This is a genomic window from Luteimonas sp. TWI382, from assembly GCF_039674545.1.
GTDB lineage: Bacteria > Pseudomonadota > Gammaproteobacteria > Xanthomonadales > Xanthomonadaceae > Luteimonas.
On the sequence record NZ_JBDJNS010000019.1, the window covers coordinates 13,812 to 30,214 of the forward strand.

Below are 16,403 nucleotides of genomic sequence, written 5' to 3' on the forward strand. Positions count from 1 at the left end.
TGCCGCGCCGCAGCGGGTGCCCATGGCCGCCAGTGCCTACAATCGGGCCATGCTGAAGATCGACATCCACGCCCATTACCTGCCGCGCGACTGGCCGGACCTGGCGGCCAAGTATGGCGAGGCGCGGTTCCCGGTCATCCACCACACCGCCGACGGACGCCACCGGATCTACAAGGACGGGCGGTTCTTCCGCGAGATCTGGTCTCGGACCTGGGACGCGCGCGAGCGCATCGACGACTACGCCCGCTTCGGGGTGCAGGTCCAGGTGATCAGCACCGTGCCGGTGATGTTCGCCTACTGGGCCAAGCCCGCGCACGCGCTGGAACTGCACCAGGCGCTCAATGACCACATGGCGGCGACCGTCGCCGCCCATCCGCGGCACTACGCCGGCATCGGCACCGTGCCGCTGCAGTCGCCGCGGCTGGCGATCCAGGAGCTGGAGCGCTGCGTCGATCAGCTCGGCCTGCAGGGCGTGCAGATCGGCAGCCATGTCGGCGACTGGAACCTCGACGCGCCGGAACTGTTCCCGTTCTTCGAGGCCGCGGCCGACCTGGGGGCTGCGATCCTGGTCCACCCCTGGGACATGATGGGCAGCGAGTCGATGCCCAAGTACTGGCTGCCCTGGCTGGTCGGCATGCCGGCCGAGCAGGCCCGCGCGGCCTGTTGCCTGGTCTTCGGCGGTGTGCTCGAGCGGCTGCCGAAGCTGCGCATCTGTATGGCACATGGCGGCGGCAGCTTCCCATACACGATCGGCCGCATCGAGCACGGCTTCAACATGCGTCCCGACCTCGTCGCCACCGACAACCCGCACAACCCGCGTGGCTATCTCAAGCGGCTCTATTTCGATTCCTGGGTCGCCGATCCGCGGGCGCTGCAGTACCTGCTCGACACTTGTGGCGCCGACCGGGTGATGCTCGGCACCGACTACCCCTTCCCGCTCGGCGAGCAGGAACCCGGCGCCGGGATCGAGCAGTTGGCGCTCGACGACGCATCCCGCGCCCGGCTCTATCACGGCACGGCGCTCGACTGGCTGGGCCTGCCGGCCAACCGTTTCGCCTGAGTCTCCTTTTCGCGTCGCCTCGCGCGACACCACCGGCTTTTCACGATGACCGACACCCACGCTCTGTTCACCGACGACTACGCCGCGACCGCCGACGCCGCCGACCCGCTCCGGCGCTTCCGCGCGCAGTTCCACATGCCGCGCTTCGGCGATGTGGAGCAGGCGTATTTCGTCGGCAATTCGCTGGGCCTGCAACCGCGCGGCGCCCGCGCGCAGGTCGAGGACGTGCTCGACAAGTGGGCGATGGAGGCGGTCGAAGGCCATTTCCGCGGCAACTCGCAGTGGATGACCTACCACGCACTGGTCGGCGCGCAACTGGCCGAGGTCGTGGGCGCGCAACCGGAGGAAGTGGTCGCGATGAACTCGCTGACCGCGAACCTGCATTTTTTGATGGTCGGCTTCTACCGCCCGACCACCGAACGTCCGGCGATCCTGATGGAAGCCGGCGCGTTTCCGTCCGACCGCTATGCGCTCCAATCGCAGGTCCGCTTCCACGGCTTCGACCCGGCGACCGACCTGATCGAGGTGCAGCCCGGCACCGACGGCCTGTTCGGCATGGACGCGATCGCCGCGGCGATCGCCGAACACGGGCACCGGCTGGCGCTGGTGCTGTGGCCGGGCGTGCAGTACCGCACCGGCGAAGCGTTCGACCTGGCGGAGATCGTGCGCCTGGGCCACGCGGCCGGCGCCGTGGTCGGCTTCGACCTCGCCCATGCCGCCGGCAACCTGCCGCTGCGGCTGCATGACAGCGACGCCGACTTCGCTGTGTGGTGCCACTACAAGTATCTCAACAGCGGGCCGGGGGCCGTGGCCGGCGCCTTCGTGCATGCGCGCCACGCCACGACCGATCGCCCGCGCTTCGCCGGCTGGTGGGGCCATGATGCGGCGACGCGCTTCCGCATGGGGCCGGACTTCCAGCCCACGCCGGGCGCCGAGGGCTGGCAACTCAGCAATCCGCCGATCCTCGGCCTGGCGCCGCTGCGCGCGTCGCTGGACCTGTTCACCGAAGCCGGGATGCCGGCGCTGCGCGCCAAGTCCGAGCGCCTGACCGGGTATCTGGAAGCGCTGATCCACGCGCAGCTGTCGGAGGTGCTCGAGATCGTCACGCCCGCCGATCCTGCACGGCGCGGTGCGCAACTGTCGCTGCGCGTGCGCGGCGGCCGCGAGCAGGGCCGCGCCCTGTTCGAGCACCTGTCCGACAACGGCGTGCTCGGCGACTGGCGCGAACCCGACGTGATCCGCATCTCGCCGGCGCCGCTCTACAACGACCACACCGACGTGCTGCGGTTCGCACGCGCGGTGAGGCGATGGAGCGAGACACGATGACGGCTGACGCCGACTTTCCTCCCACCGCCGATGCCGACCAGGCCGATGCCGAGGGCGATGCGCTCACGCAGGCGCTGCGCGAGGCGGGCGTGGCGCCGTGGGTGCTCGATGACGACGAACACATCCGGCCATTGCGCGACCCGCGCGGCACCGCCGCGGGCGTGATCGCTGTCGACGGCGACATCGGATTGCGCGATTGCCGGGTCGAGGCCACTGTCCGGCTACCGATGCGCCTGCCGACGCGTCGCCTGGGCCTGTTCCGCGGCTGGCGGGCCCTGCCGCGTCCCGGTCTGTCGGACGCGCATCTCGCCGACGCAGTCAGCATCGGCACCGACCCGCGACGGATGCACCTCGAAACGCAGTTCTGGCACGCCTTCGCGCTCGACGCCGACCCCGCGGGCTGGCAGGCGTGGTTCGATGCCTTCGCGCAGACCTGGACCTCCGCGCGTGCGCATCGGCTCGACGTCGCCACGCGCGTGCCATGCTGGCAGATCCAGGTCCATGTCGCCGACCGCCACACCGAAGTCGGCGGGGTCGCGCTCGACCTGCAGGTGGCCGACCTCGATGCGCTCGGTCTCGCGGCCGATCGTCTGCGCGCGCGCCCGGCGACCGGCCCCGAGGCGTTTGCGACACCCGCACAGGACCGCGATGACACGCTCGCATCGATCCTCGGCGACCGCAGTTGGCTGCAGGGCGATGCGGTGATCGTCGACGCCGACGCATGGGACATCCGCAGCGAGGCCTGGCACAGCCGCGCGGATGCGGACGCGATGCCGCGCCACCGTACCCGGGTATCGTTGGCACGCCGTCCGCTCGCCGACGCGCTGTCGAGCGTCCGGCGCGCGCTGCTGTCGATCGCGGACCGCTTCCGCGCCGTCGCGCCCGACGGGTCGGCGTTCGTCAGCGGTGCCACGCCATGAGCGCACGCCAACTGACCATCGTCGGCGCAGGCCTGGCCGGCGCTCTGCTCGGCATCCTGCTGCGACGCCGGGGCTGGGAGGTCGATCTGTACGAGAAGCGCGGCGATCCGCGGCGTCTGGGCTACGCTGGTGGGCGTTCGATCAACCTGGCGCTGGCCGAGCGCGGCCGACATGCGCTGCGCGCGGCCGATGCCGACGCTGCGGTGATGCGACACGCGATCATGATGCGCGGACGCATGGTCCACACCGGCGCCGCCGCGCCGCAGCTGCAGCGCTACGGTCGCGACGACGACGAGGTGATCTGGTCGGTGCATCGTGGCGATCTGAATGTCGTGCTGCTCGACCTGGCGCAGGCCGCCGGCGCCCGGCTGCATTTCGATGCCGGCCTGGACGCGGTCAACTTCGACTCGCGCCACGCGGTGTTCCGCGATCCCGGCAGCGGTGCAACGCATGAGGTCCACTTCCGCGCACTGGTCGGTGCCGATGGTGCCGGCTCGGCGCTGCGCGCGGCGATGCAGCGCGTGCGCGACCTGGGCGAGCGGGTCGACTTGCTCGATCATGGCTACAAGGAACTGGAGATCCCACCGTCGGCCGACGGAGGTTTCCGCATCGAGCCGCACGCACTGCACATCTGGCCACGCGGCCACTACATGTGCATCGCCCTGCCCAATGACGAGCGCACCTTCACCGTCACGCTGTTCCTGCCACACCACGCAGGGACCGACGGCGGTCCGGCGTTTGATCGGATCCATGATGTCGACGCGGCGCAGGCGTTCTTCGCACGCGAGTTTCCCGACGCGCTGGCGCTGATGCCCGAGTTCCGTGCGCACTGGGCCGCCAATCCGGTCGGCCAGCTGGCGACGCTGTATCTCGACCGTTGGCATCTCGACAGCCGCGCGGTGCTGCTGGGCGATGCCGCGCACGCGATGGTGCCGTTCCACGGCCAGGGCATGAACTGCGCGTTCGAGGACTGCGTGGCATTGGCCGACCAGCTCGACGCGCATGCCGATACCGCCGACGCGTTCGCCGCGTTCGAGGCGCAGCGCCGGCCCGACGCCGCCGCGATCCAGCGCATGGCGCTCGACAACTACCTGGAGATGCGCGATCGGGTCGACGATGCCGACTACCTGCTGCAGCGCGAACTCGAACTTGCCTTGCAGGCGCGCCACCCCGGCCGTTTCGTCCCGCACTACGCGATGGTGACCTTCATGCGCATCCCGTACTCGCTGGCGATGCACCGCACCGATCTGCAGCGCGGCATCCTCGAACGCGCAACGGCCGGCCACACCACGCTCGACGCGCTCGACTGGCCGGCGATCGACGCCGAGGTGCGAGCGCAGCTGACGCCGTTGGAGGACACACCCGCATGATCGTGCCGCCATCGCCACGGCTTGCAGCCACGAAGAGCCGATAGCATCGCTTATGACCGACAGTTTTCTCTTCTACGACTGCGCCTCGACGAACCTGCCGCCCCCATCGCAGTAAGGCCGTCGCAACGGCCTGCAGCAAAAAAGAGCCGATAGCACTGCTTATGACGGATAGTTTTCTCTTCTACGACTTGGAAACCTTCGGCGCCGACCCGCGTCGCAGCCGGATCGCCCAGTTCGCGGCGATCCGCACCGATGCCGATCTGGTGCAGATCGAGGACCCGATCGATTTCTTCGTGCGCCCGGCCGACGACCTGCTGCCCTCGCCGGTCGCCACGCTGATCACCGGCATCACGCCGCAGCAGGCACAGCGCGACGGCATGACCGAAGCGGAGGCATTCGCGCGGATCTTCGAGGAGATGGCGCGCCCCCGCACCTGCACACTGGGCTACAACTCGCTGCGTTTCGACGACGAGTTCGTCCGCTTCGGACTGTTCCGCAACTTCCACGATCCCTACGAGCGCGAGTGGCGCGGCGGCAACTGCCGTTGGGACCTGCTCGATGTGATGCGGCTGTGGCATGCGCTGCGTCCCGAGGGGCTGGTCTGGCCCATGCGCGACGACGGCGCGACCTCGTTCAAGCTCGAACACCTGGCGCTGGCCAACGACGTGCGCACCGGTGACGCCCACGAAGCGCTGTCGGATGTGCGTGCGCTGATCGGCCTGGCGCGGCGGATGCGCAGCGCCCAGCCGCGGCTGTGGGACTACGCCGCCAAACTGCGCGACAAGCGCCATGCGGCCGCGATGCTCGATCCGGTCGCGATGACCCCGGTGCTGCACGTCTCCCAGCGCTATCCGGCCTCGCGGCTGTGCGCGGCCCCGGTGCTGCCGCTGGCGCGACACCCGACAATCGACAGCCGCATCGTGGTGTTCGACCTCGACGCCGAGCCCGACGCCCTGCTCGATCTCGACGCCGACACCATCGCCGCGCGCGTGTTCGTGCGCGGCGCCGACCTGCCCGAGGGCATCGCCCGCATTCCGCTCAAGGAAGTGCACAGCAACCGTTGCCCGGCCCTGGTCGCCTGGTCGCACCTGCGCGCGGAAGACTTCGCACGCCTGTCGATCGATCCAGCGCTGGTCGAGCGCCGCGCCGCGCAACTGCGCGCAGCCGGTCCGGCACTGGCGGCGAAGATCCGCGCGGTCTTCGCGACCGAGCGCGCGCACGGGCCGTCGGATGCCGACGGCTCGCTGTACGACGGCTTCCTCGGCGACGGCGACCGCCGCCGCGTCGCCCGGGTCCGGGCCACGCCGCCGACGCAGTTGCACGGGGCGGACTTCGGCTTCGAGGACCCGCGCCTGGACGAACTGCTGTTCCGCTACCGCGCCCGGAACTGGCCCGACACCCTGTCGCCGGACGAGCGCCACCGCTGGGACGAGTACCGTCGCCTGCGGCTCGGCCCCGGCACGACCGCGTCGGAACAGGACTTTGACGGCTACTTCACGCAGATCGACGCGCTGCGCGCCGACCATGCGCAGTCTCCCACGCACCAGGCCTTGCTCGACGCGCTCGTCGACTGGGGCCATGGCCTGCATTCGCACCTCTACCCCACCGCCCCCGCATGACCGCCTATTTCAGCGAGAAGAGCTTCCGCTTCCTGCGCGCACTCGCGCGCCACAACGACAAGGCCTGGTTCGAGGCCCACCGCAAGGACTACGAAGCGCACGTGCGCCAGCCGTTCCTGCGGCTGGTCGGCGACCTGCAGCCCGACATCGCCGCGATCAGCCCGCATTTCCGCGCCGACACCCGCACCGTCGGCGGCTCGTTGTTCCGCATCCATCGCGACGCCCGCTTCTCGCACGACAAGTCGCCGTACAAGACCTGGCAGGGCGCCCGGCTGTTCCACGAGCGGCGGCGGGAAGTCGCCGCGCCGTCGTTCTACGTGCACCTGGAGCCGGGCGCGAGCTTCGTCGGCGCCGGGCTCTGGCATCCCGAGCCGCACACCCAGCGCAAGGTCCGCCAGTTCATCCTGGAGAACCCCGGCGGCTGGAAGGCGGCCGCGCACGCGCCCAAGTTGCGGCGCCGCTTCGCGCTCGACGACAGCCAGATGCTGGTCCGCCCGCCGCGCGGCTTTCCGGCCGACTTCGTCTACATCGATGATCTGCGCCATCGCAATTGGGTGTTCCTGCGACCGCTCGATGATGCGGCGATGGCCGGTCCCGGCCTCGACCGCACGATCGCCGCCGACCTCGCCGTGCTGGCGCCGTTCGTCGACTATCTGTGCGCGGCGCTGGACCTGGAGTTCTGAGCCTGGCGCGGCGGTGTTCAGCCGCTCGACGGCGTGCGGTCCCACAATGGCGACGCTCCCCTGTTCGGCCCGTCGCCCGATGAAGAAACTCGCCTGGCTGTCCGCACTCATCGCCGCCCTGCTGCTGGCCTACACGGCGGCCGGACCGTTCCTGACCATGCACGCGATCCGCGACGCGGTGCAGCGCGAGGATTCAAGGGCATTGTCCAGGCAGGTGGATTTCCCGGCATTGCGCCAGAGCCTGCGCCTGCAACTGGCCGAAGCGCTCGTACGACGCGCCGGCGTCGATGTGCAATCGAGCCTGCTCGGCGCGCTCGCGCTGCAGGCCGCCAGCGGCACCGTGGGCACGGGCGTGGACATGATGGTCACGCCGGTCGGGCTGAGCGCACTGATGCGCGGACGGCGGCTGTGGGACCTGTCGAGCGGCGCCACGCCGCCGGTCGGTGGCGATCGCGCGCCCGCTGGCCGATGCGCACTGGCGCTATCACTCGCCATCGCGCTTCACCGCGACCGTGCGCGACGAGTCCGGACGGCCGATCGTCTTCGTGCTCACGCGCAAGGGCCTGCGCTGGCGGCTGTCGGATATCCAGTTGCCGCTGTAGGCCTGCCCGCTTGGCGGCTGCGCAGCGCAGGCCTGGCCCCGGCCGCTGTCCCGTTGCGCGTTGCGGCCTACCGGCCCGAAGCCAGCGTGCGCCCGCGCCGGCGCAGCGGCGAGTGGTAGAGCAGCAGGTACACACCGACCACCCAGGCCGAGGCCGCGGCCCAGCCGGCGAGGATGTCGGAGGGGTAATGCACGCCCAAGTAGATGCGCGACAGCCCGACCATCGGCACGAACACCACCATCGCCGCGACCGTCCACCAGCGCGCGCGCGTCGGCCAGGTCAGCAGCACCAGCACCAGCGCCAGCGTCATCGACCCCATCGCATGGCCACTGGGAAAACTGTAGGTCGCCTCCGGCGCGATCGACGCCCACAGGCTGGGCCGGTCGCGCGCGAACAGTTGCTTGGTTCCCAGATTCAGCAGCGCCGAGCCGCCGGTCGCCAGCGCCGCGAACAGGCCGTCGCGCCAGCGCCGCAGCGCCAGCAGCAGCACGACCAGCCCGATGTCGGCCGGCACCACGCCACGCGCATAGCCGATCTGCGAGAAAAACAGGAACACGCGGTCGAAGCCGTCGCGCGCCATCTGGTTGGCGTACAGCAGCAATGGCTCGTCGAACGGGATGGCCTCGGCCTCGTGGACCTCGTCGGCCAGTTCCATGAAGCCCCACATCGGCAGCAACACGCCGGCGAACAGCAGCGCCAGCTTCCAGCCGTGCCAGCGCAACAGGCCGCCGGTTTCGTGCGCGGCCTCGCGCGCCAGCGCGTGATCAGCCGGCATCGACACCGCGACCGTAGGTCCGGTGCACGTAGTCGTCGACCAGCGCGACGAAGTCCTGGGCGATGGTCTCGCCGCGCAGCGTGACGGCCTTCTCGCCGTCGATGAACACCGGCGCCGACGGCGCCTCGCCGGTGCCCGGCAGCGAAATGCCGATATTGGCGTGCCGCGACTCGCCGGGGCCGTTGACCACGCAGCCCATCACCGCGAGCGTCATGTTCTCCGCGCCCGGGTGGGTGATCTTCCACTCGGGCATCTTCTCGCGCACATGGTCCTGCACCACACCGGCCAGTTCCTGGAAGAACTCCGAGGTCGTGCGGCCGCAGCCCGGGCACGCGGTGACCATCGGAGTGAACGCGCGTAGGCCCATGGTCTGCAGCAGCTCCTGCGCGACCACGACTTCCTTGGTTCGGGACGCACCGGGCTCGGGGGTCAGCGAGATGCGGATCGTGTCGCCGATGCCTTCCTGCATCAGCAGCGCGAGCGCGGCGCTGGAGGCCACCATGCCCTTGCTGCCGATGCCGGCCTCGGTGAGCCCCAGGTGCAGCGCGAAATCGCAACGCGCCGACAGGTCGCGATAGACCGCGACCAGCTCCTGCACGCCGCTGACCTTGGCCGAGAGCACGATGCGGTCGCGTCCCAGGCCCAGCTCCACCGCGCGTTCGGCCGAATCGACCGCCGAGCGGATCAGTGCCTCGCGCAGCACGCGCCCGGCATCCCAGGGCACGGCGCGGCGAGCATTCTCGTCCATCAGGGTCGCGGCGAGCGACTGGTCGAGCGAGCCCCAGTTCGCGCCGATGCGCACCGGCTTGTCGTAGCGGATCGCGAACTCGATCAGCTGCGCAAACTGCAGGTCCTTCTTCTTGCCGAAACCGACATTGCCCGGATTGATCCGGTACTTGGCCAGGGCCTGCGCGCAGGCCGGCTCGCCGGCCAGCAACTGGTGGCCGTTGTAGTGGAAGTCGCCGATGATCGGCACTTCGATGCCCTGCATCGCCAGCCGCTCGACGATCCGCGGCACCGCGGCGGCCGCTTCGGGCGTATTGACGGTGATGCGCACCAGTTCGGAGCCCGCACGCCACAGCTCGCCGATCTGCCGCGCGGTGGACACCACGTCGGCGGTGTCGGTGTTGGTCATGGACTGCACCACCACCGGCGCGTCGCCGCCGACGGCGACACCCCCGACCCGGACCTGGCGCGTGGCGCGGCGCGGCGCGGCCCCGAACGGCGGCGCGGCCGCAGGCTCTGGACGGGGATCGGACAACGGCGGGGCGTCGGGCTGAGCGGACATCCGCGCAGTTTACCGGCTTGTCCGGGTCGACGCTGACGCCGGGCGAAACGCCGTCGCGATAGGCGCCCGCGCGCCGGTGCACTACGATGGCGGCCCATGCAGTCGCAACCCCCCGCCACCGCCCTGCTGCGCACCCTCTACAGCCTGCGCTGGGCTGCGGTGGGCGGGCAGTCGCTGACCATCCTGTGGGCGACGCGTGGCTTCGACATGGGCCTGCCGGCCTGGCCGCTGTGGACCGCGGTGGCGGTGCTGGCGGTGTTCAACGTCGCGGTGCACCTGCGCCTGCGCAGCAGCCGCGACGCGGCGCCGGTCGAAGCGTTTGCGCACGTGTTGGTCGATACCGCGGTGCTGACCTGGCTGGTCGCCTGGACAGGTGGCATCGCCAACCCCTTCGCCTCGCTGTTCCTGCTGCCGATCGCACTGACCGCGATGGCGCTGCCGCCGGCCTGGGCGGTCGCCGCGGCGCTGTCGTGTGTGAGCGGCTACATGCTGTCGGTGCACTTCGGCCAGCCGTTGCCCCACCTGCACGACCGGTTCGACCTGCACCTGGCCGGCATGGCGGTCAACTTCTTCGTCTCCGTGGCGCTGGTGCTGTACTTCCTGACCCGGCTGGCGAGCGCCCGCGACCGCCGGGAACGCGAGCTTGGTGACCTGCGCGACCGCTTCGTCCGCAACGAGGGCATCCTCGCGCTGGCCACCCACGCCGCCTCCGTCGCCCACGAACTCAACACCCCGCTGGGCACGATGACGCTGGTGCTCGACGATGTCGACACCGCGGCCCTGCCTGCCGGCACGGCCGAGGACATCGCCATGCTGCGGCGGCTGGTGGATACCTGCCGTGATCGGGTGCGCTCGCTCGCCAATCCCGCCGACCCGGCCGCCAGCCGGCTGGTCGACATCGGCCGGGTGCTCGACCACTGGCAGTTGGTGCGCCCGACCGTGGTGCTGATGCGCCGCGGCAATGTCGAGCCGCAGTTGCGGGTGGACCGCACGATCGGCCACCTGCTGCTGGCGCTGCTCAACAATGCCGCCGACGCCAGCGCGGCCAACGGCAGCCAACAGGTCGACCTGCGCCTGCAACTCGACGACGGCATGCTCGATGGCGCGATCCGCGACTACGGCACCGGATTCGACGCCCAGGCGCCGTTCCTGCCGGTCCTGTTCCGCAGCGGCAAGCCCGACGGCCTCGGCGTCGGTCTGGCGCTGTCGCATGCGGCGATCGAACAACTGGGTGGCGAGCTCGACCTGGAGGAGGCGGACGGCGGCGGCGCGGTGCTGCACTTCCGCGTCCCGATCGACGCGCGCCACGCCGATGCTCCCAAGGAAACGACACGATGAAAGGCCTGCTGGTCGACGACGACACCCTGTACCTGGAAGCGCTGCGGCGCGCCCTGACCCGCCGCGGGATCGACTGTGAAGTCGCGCCCGACATTCCGACCGCACTCGAGATCGCTGCGCGCATCGCGCCGGACTTCGCGCTGGTCGACCTCAAGCTCGCCGATGCCTCGGGCCTGTCGCTGATCGAGCCGCTGCGCGCGATCCGCGCCGACATGCGTATCCTGCTGGTCACCGGCTATGCCAGCATCGCCACCGCGGTCGAGGCGATCAAGCGCGGCGCCGATGACTACCTGCCCAAGCCAGTATCGGCCGACACCCTGCTGCGGATCCTGCACAACACCGAGCCGGCCCCGGACCGTGCCACAAGCGACATCGACGACGGGCCGAGCGTCGAAAGCCCGACGATGATCCCGCTGCACCGCCTGGAGTGGGAGCACATCCAGCAGGCGCTGGCCGAGACGGGCGGCAACATCTCCGCGACCGCGCGCCTGCTCGGCATGCATCGCAGGTCGCTGCAGCGCAAGCTCGCCAAGCGGCCCGGCCCGGAACGCCGTCCGCTGTCGGAGTGAACCGGCGGCCGCGGGCCGCCGTCACTTCGGACCGACACGGCCACAGCGCCGCTTCTGCGGCCCGCGCACTGGCTGGCGATCAATCGCCCGGCGAAGCCGCCAGCCGATAGACCGTCGATGCCCGCTGTTCGCCCTGCCAGGGATCGAACGCACGCACCTCCACCCGATGCGTACCGACCGGCAGATCGGTCGCGAGCGCACCGCGCCACAAATGCGGCGACAGGTCGGCTTCCGGCGAGCGGTCACGTCCGCGCAGGCCGTCGGCGAGGTCGTCGCGCGCATTCTCGAGCACCAGCCTCGGGTCGGCGCGCTCGACCCGGCGCATCGGCCGCCAGTCACCATCGCCGATGCGGTACTCGACCCGCGTATCGGGCTCGCCCATGTAGACATTGGCGTAGACCCCCCAGGCCGGATACGCCCCCTGGCGCAGCACGCGCGACGCATGCAGCGCCATCGCCGCAGTGGTGGCCGGATCGTCTGCAGGCAACCGCGCTGGGCGCCAGGCCAACCGGTAATTGCCGTCGGCCTCGACGCGCAGCGTCGCAAAGCCATTCGGCGTGCCGTCGGCCATCGTCGCCGCGGGCAGGCCATCGGCATCCGGCGCGCCGCTCCAGAACGCCCCGCTCGCGGCCCCGACGTTGTATTCGTGCAAGGGCGTGGCGCCCTGCCAGCCCTGCGCCGCGCCGTGGCGCACGTGGCGCTGGGTGTGGCGGTGGCCTGTGAGCAGCAGCACGCGCGGGAACCGCGCCAGCAACGCAAACAACCGCGCGCGATCGGCGCTGCGCATGGTCTCCGGCGCGCCCGCGGCGGCGGTGTCGAACCAGGGAATGTGCGCACCGACGACCAGCAACCGGTCGGTCGGCGCCCGCGCCAGATAGGCCTCGACGAACGCGAACTGGTCCTCGCGCAGGCCACCGACGTAAGCCGGGCGCTGGCCGGGCTGGTGAAGGACGTTGTCGAGCATCAGGAAGCTGGCCTGCGGCTCCTCCCAGGCATAGGTCTCCGGCCCATAGACCGCGCGATAGGACGCGGTCGAGCCGGGATCGTCGGCCGCTTCGACATCCAGATCGTGATTGCCCGGCACATGCAGCCACGGCACATCGAGCTGCGCGGTCGCGGCATTGATCGCCGGATAGAGCGCCGGCACGTCGTTGCCGACATCGCCCAGCACCAGACCGAGCGCCGCCGGTGCCCGCGCCGCCGCCGCGACCACACTGCGCGCATAGAAATCGACCTCCGCCTCACGCCCGGCCTGCGGGTCGGCGAACACCAGCACGTCCAGCGCAGCGGCCGGCGTCTGCGGGCGCAACGCGAAGCGGCAATCGTCGCCGCGGCCGGGCGACGCCCAGTGCCGCGGCAACGCACCATCGCGTGCGAGCGCATAGCCCGCCGGCTTGATGACGAACTCCGAGCCGCCGGCCAGGCCACCGAACCGGCCGTCGGCGTCGGTCTCGACGATCCGCACGCCATCGGATACGCCCACGCCCGCGATACCGGGCTCGTCCGCACCCTGCCGGCCGTCGCCGTTGCGGTCCTCGAACACGAGGCCGGTGTCACAGGCCAGCGCGGGCGCGGGCGCGGACACAGCGCCCAGCAGCGCGAGCAGGACGGGCAACGGCAACAACGAACACGAGCGCGACATGGCGGACATCCGGCGGCGAACAAGCGCGCCGATTATGCACCGCGCCCATGACCGCCGATCCCGAGCCGCCTCACGGCTGCAGGCGCAGCTGGGAATCGAAGCATCGGCGGCGGCCGTCGAGCGGGTCATCGAACGCCAGCGACGCGGCGAGCAATTGCAGCGCAGGCGCGCCGTCGTCGGTCTCGCGCAGGTCGGGGTACCAGGGATCGTGCAGGATCGGCGCGCCGAGCGCAGCAAGATGCACGCGCAACTGGTGCTTGCGGCCGGTCACCGGCTCGAGCCGATAGCGCCAGTCAATGGGCCCGCGTTCGAGCACGTCGATCCGGGTCTCGCTGTTGGGCACGCCCGTGCACTCTTGCATGCGGAAGAACGGCACGCCGCGTTCGATCCGGCTGCGGTGCACGTATGGAAACGCCAGATCGGGCAGCGGCGCCGCCAGCGCCTCGTAGCGCTTGTCGATGCGCCGCTGGCGAAACAGCGCCTGGTAGGCCGCGCGCGTCCCGGGCTCGGCCGAGAACAGCACCAACCCGGCGGTCGCGCGATCGATCCGGTGCAGCGGCACCAGATGCGGATTGCCCAGCCGTTCGCTCAACCGGTGCAGCAAGGTCTGCCGGACGAAGGCACCTGCCGGCATCACCGGCAGGCCGTGCGGCTTATCGGCGACCACCAGGTGCGCATCCACATGCACGATGCGCTCGATCGCCGCGACGACCGGTTCTGTGTCGACTTCGCGGTAGTAGGCAATCTCCAGGCCCACGCGATACGCCGCGTCCGGCGTCAGGGGCGTCGCATCGTCGGCCGCCAGCACACACCCGCGCGCGAAGCGCGATTCCCAGGTGGGCCGTGGAATCTGCGGGAACCGTGCGCACAATGCCTCGAGCACCGTGCGCCAGGGCCCGGCCGGCAGCTGCAACCGACTCGCGGGCACGCCGTCGCGCAGCGGCAACCGCCGTCGCGTCATGCCCGCGCCCCGGCCCCGATCATCGGGTCGGCAGCCCCATTTCCTGCAGCAACGCCGGCGCCGGATAGACCTTGGCCATCAACCAGCGCATGTAGCGCATGTCGACATGGATGGCGCGCTTGGTGCGCGGGTCGAACCACCAGCTGGCACTGACCGATTCCCAGTTGCTGTCGAAGTTCAGCCCGACCAGCTCGCCGCGGGCATCGAGCACCGGCGAGCCGGAGTTGCCGCCCGTGGTGTCGAGGTTGGTCAGGAAGTTCACCGGTTGACTGCCCAGCGTCGGCTCGTCGGTGCCGGCGAAGTCGCCGCGCGCGATCGCATCGAGCAGCGGTGCCGGGGCATCGAACGGCGCCTGGCCGGTGTGCTTTTCGACGATGCCGGCGACCGTGGTGACCGGCGCATAGGCGACCGCATCGCGCGGCGACAGCGGCTCGACCCGCCCGAAGCTCACGCGCAAGGTGCCGTTGGCGTCGGGATAGACTGCCCGACCCTGCGAGGCCCGCCAGGCGACCAGGGCGCGCATATAGGCCGGGCGCAGCCGCAGTTGCTCGCCCTCGCGCGTCTTGCGGGCGTCCTCGGCCTGCAGTTGCGCGGCGACCAGCGGCCCTGCCAGCGCGATCAGCGGATCGTCGGCCAGTGCCCGGCCGTCGCGCGCGGCCTGCAAACGCGACAGCCGCTGCGTTTCTTCGCCGAGCACGGTGCCCGCATAGAGCGCATCGAGCGCGCTTGCCAAAGCGGCAGGTGTGCGGCCGAACGCCGCGTCGAACGCCGGCAACCGCTGCGCGTCGGGCAATTGCTGGTAGCGGCCGAGCAGCACCGTCAGCAGCGCCTTCTCACCCTGGGGGGCATACCGTCGCTGCGCCTGGCGCAGCACGCCCTCGATCAGCGCGAGATCACGCTGCTGGTAACCGCGCTCGCGCATCGCGTCGGGCTTGGCCGATTCGATGCGCAGGCGTTCGAGCAGCAGCGCGCTGCGCAGCAGCTGCGTCTGGCTGGCGATCAGCTCAAGCAACTGCTCGCCCTCGCCGGCCGCATTGCCCTGCGCGAGCACCGCCTGGAGCGCGGCGATGTCGCGCGCGTCGTCGCCGCTGGTCGCGGCGAGCATCGCGTCCTCGTCGTCGCGGCGCTGGCGCACCGCATCGCTGCGCACCAGCCCTTCAAGCTCGCCGGCAGCGCGCTTGCGGCGGTTCTTCAACGTCTGCAGCTGCGCGGCATAACGTGTGCGGACCTGGGCATCGTCGCGGCCCACCGCCTCGACAGCCGCGATCAAGGCATCGAACACCGCCACCCGCTGCGGCAGCACCTGCCCCACCTGCGCTTCGAACTCGGCCGCCGTGCGATGGCGGAACGTCGTGCCCGGATAACCGGCGAGCATGGCGTAGTCGCCGGCATGCAGCCCGTTGCGGGCGATCTGAAGGTGCGCCGGCGGTGCATAGGGCACGTTGTCGGGGCTGTAGTCGGCCGGGCGCCCGTCGCGCCCGACGTAGGCGCGCAATAGCGTGAAGTCGCCGCTGTGCCGGGGCCACATGAAGTTGTCGATCTCGTCGCCGTAGTTGCCGATCGCGCGCGGCGGCGCGTAGACCAGGCGCACGTCGCGCAGTTCCAGCTGTCGGATCAGGTAGAAGTCGCTGCCGTAGTCCATGTTGGCGACGCTGCAACGCACCTCGCCGTCGTGCTCGCAGTCGGCGACCAGGCGCTTGCCGGCCGCGTCGATCGCGTCATGGTAGGCGCGCCCCTCCAGACCGCGCGCATCCGCAAGCACCGCGTCGGTCACCTGGTCGAAGCCGACCGTCACCAGCACGCGGAAATCGGGATTGGACGGACGCTCGTCGGCCCGGCCGTCGGCGATGAAGCCCGCATCGATGATGTCGCGCTCGGGGCTGCTGTTGTACTGGATCACGCCGTAGGCGACGTGGTGATTGGTCAGCAGCAAGCCATCGCCGGAGACGAAGGCACCGGTGCCGCCGCCGACGCGGACCACGGCGCTGAGCGGGGGACGGGTCACGTCGGCCAGCGCCCGCGCGTCGCCACGGAAGCCGGCCTGGCGCATCTGCGCAGCCAGGTCGGGCAATTGGCCTGGCAACCACATGCCTTCGTCGGCGTGGGCGGCGGCGGACAACAGTAGGCCGGCCGCGAGCGCGGCAGTCAGCGGGCGTTTGCAAGGCATGGCGAGGATCCAAGAAGAGCACGACGGCACAGCCGGCGACGATAGCCAGCGCAGCGCCCGCCGACAACGCCCATCGGTCACGC

The 16,403-nt window shown here is 70.7% G+C and carries 14 protein-coding genes; 9 read left to right on the forward strand and 5 right to left on the reverse strand.

The genetic code is table 11. The features are described 5' to 3' along the window. The first annotated feature begins 49 nt into the window (after positions 1-49). The 7 genes from ABE505_RS12205 to ABE505_RS12235 all read left to right on the forward strand — a co-directional run bounded on the left by ABE505_RS12205 (position 50) and on the right by ABE505_RS12235 (position 7,699). Positions 50-1,060, forward strand: a complete 1,011-nt coding sequence (locus ABE505_RS12205; protein WP_346445370.1) for an amidohydrolase family protein — start codon at positions 50-52, stop codon at positions 1,058-1,060. 45 nt (positions 1,061-1,105) lie between these two features. Next, positions 1,106-2,386 (forward strand): kynureninase, encoded by a 1,281-nt coding sequence (kynU, locus tag ABE505_RS12210; RefSeq protein ID WP_346445369.1) that lies wholly within the window; start codon positions 1,106-1,108, stop codon positions 2,384-2,386. Further along, the gene (locus ABE505_RS12215) at positions 2,383-3,306 is read left to right on the forward strand and encodes a hypothetical protein (protein ID WP_346445368.1); all 924 of its coding nucleotides are present in this window, start codon (positions 2,383-2,385) and stop codon (positions 3,304-3,306) included. Before kynU ends, ABE505_RS12215 begins: the two co-directional genes overlap by 4 nt. Then, a complete protein-coding gene (locus ABE505_RS12220; protein WP_346445367.1) occupies positions 3,303-4,676 on the forward strand; it encodes an NAD(P)/FAD-dependent oxidoreductase in 1,374 nt (457 codons plus the stop codon). The genes ABE505_RS12215 and ABE505_RS12220 overlap by 4 nt, the downstream gene beginning before the upstream one ends. Positions 4,677-4,837: 161 nt before the next feature. Further along, positions 4,838-6,295 carry an exodeoxyribonuclease I gene (gene sbcB / locus ABE505_RS12225; RefSeq protein WP_346445366.1) on the forward strand — a complete coding sequence of 486 codons (1,458 nt, stop codon included), beginning with the start codon at positions 4,838-4,840 and terminating at the stop codon, positions 6,293-6,295. Next, positions 6,292-6,978 carry a DUF2461 domain-containing protein gene (locus tag ABE505_RS12230; protein WP_346445365.1) on the forward strand — a complete coding sequence of 229 codons (687 nt, stop codon included), beginning with the start codon at positions 6,292-6,294 and terminating at the stop codon, positions 6,976-6,978. Before sbcB ends, ABE505_RS12230 begins: the two co-directional genes overlap by 4 nt. A 79-nt stretch (positions 6,979-7,057) precedes the next feature. Continuing rightward, positions 7,058-7,699, forward strand: coding sequence for a DUF2939 domain-containing protein (locus ABE505_RS12235; protein WP_346445364.1), 642 nt, complete (start codon positions 7,058-7,060; stop codon positions 7,697-7,699). Here the strand turns inward: ABE505_RS12235 and ABE505_RS12240 are convergent. After that, a complete protein-coding gene (locus ABE505_RS12240) occupies positions 7,648-8,355 on the reverse strand; it encodes a phosphatase PAP2 family protein (protein WP_346445363.1) in 708 nt (235 codons plus the stop codon). The genes ABE505_RS12235 and ABE505_RS12240 overlap by 52 nt on opposite strands. Next, a complete protein-coding gene (ispG, locus tag ABE505_RS12245; RefSeq protein WP_346445362.1) occupies positions 8,345-9,643 on the reverse strand; it encodes a flavodoxin-dependent (E)-4-hydroxy-3-methylbut-2-enyl-diphosphate synthase in 1,299 nt (432 codons plus the stop codon). The genes ABE505_RS12240 and ispG overlap by 11 nt, the downstream gene beginning before the upstream one ends. 96 nt (positions 9,644-9,739) lie before the next feature. On the opposite strand from ispG, the gene ABE505_RS12250 reads away from it, so the two are divergent. Beyond that, complete coding sequence (locus tag ABE505_RS12250) at positions 9,740-10,981, forward strand: ATP-binding protein (protein ID WP_346445361.1); 1,242 nt, start codon at positions 9,740-9,742, stop codon at positions 10,979-10,981. Further along, complete coding sequence (locus tag ABE505_RS12255; protein WP_346445360.1) at positions 10,978-11,550, forward strand: response regulator; 573 nt, start codon at positions 10,978-10,980, stop codon at positions 11,548-11,550. The genes ABE505_RS12250 and ABE505_RS12255 overlap by 4 nt, the downstream gene beginning before the upstream one ends. A gap of 79 nt (positions 11,551-11,629) precedes the next feature. On the opposite strand, the gene ABE505_RS12260 is transcribed toward ABE505_RS12255, so the two are convergent. The 3 genes from ABE505_RS12260 to ABE505_RS12270 form a co-directional block, all read right to left on the reverse strand. Then, a complete protein-coding gene (locus tag ABE505_RS12260; RefSeq protein ID WP_346445359.1) occupies positions 11,630-13,192 on the reverse strand; it encodes a calcineurin-like phosphoesterase C-terminal domain-containing protein in 1,563 nt (520 codons plus the stop codon). Between the two features lie 70 nt (positions 13,193-13,262). Then, on the reverse strand, positions 13,263-14,153 hold the full coding sequence (locus ABE505_RS12265; RefSeq protein WP_346445358.1) for a pseudouridine synthase: 891 nt from the start codon (positions 14,151-14,153) through the stop codon (positions 13,263-13,265). Between the two features lie 19 nt (positions 14,154-14,172). Next, positions 14,173-16,320: a S46 family peptidase gene (locus ABE505_RS12270; protein ID WP_346445357.1), complete on the reverse strand. Its 2,148-nt coding sequence runs from the start codon at positions 16,318-16,320 to the stop codon at positions 14,173-14,175. Positions 16,321-16,403: the final 83 nt, after the last annotated feature.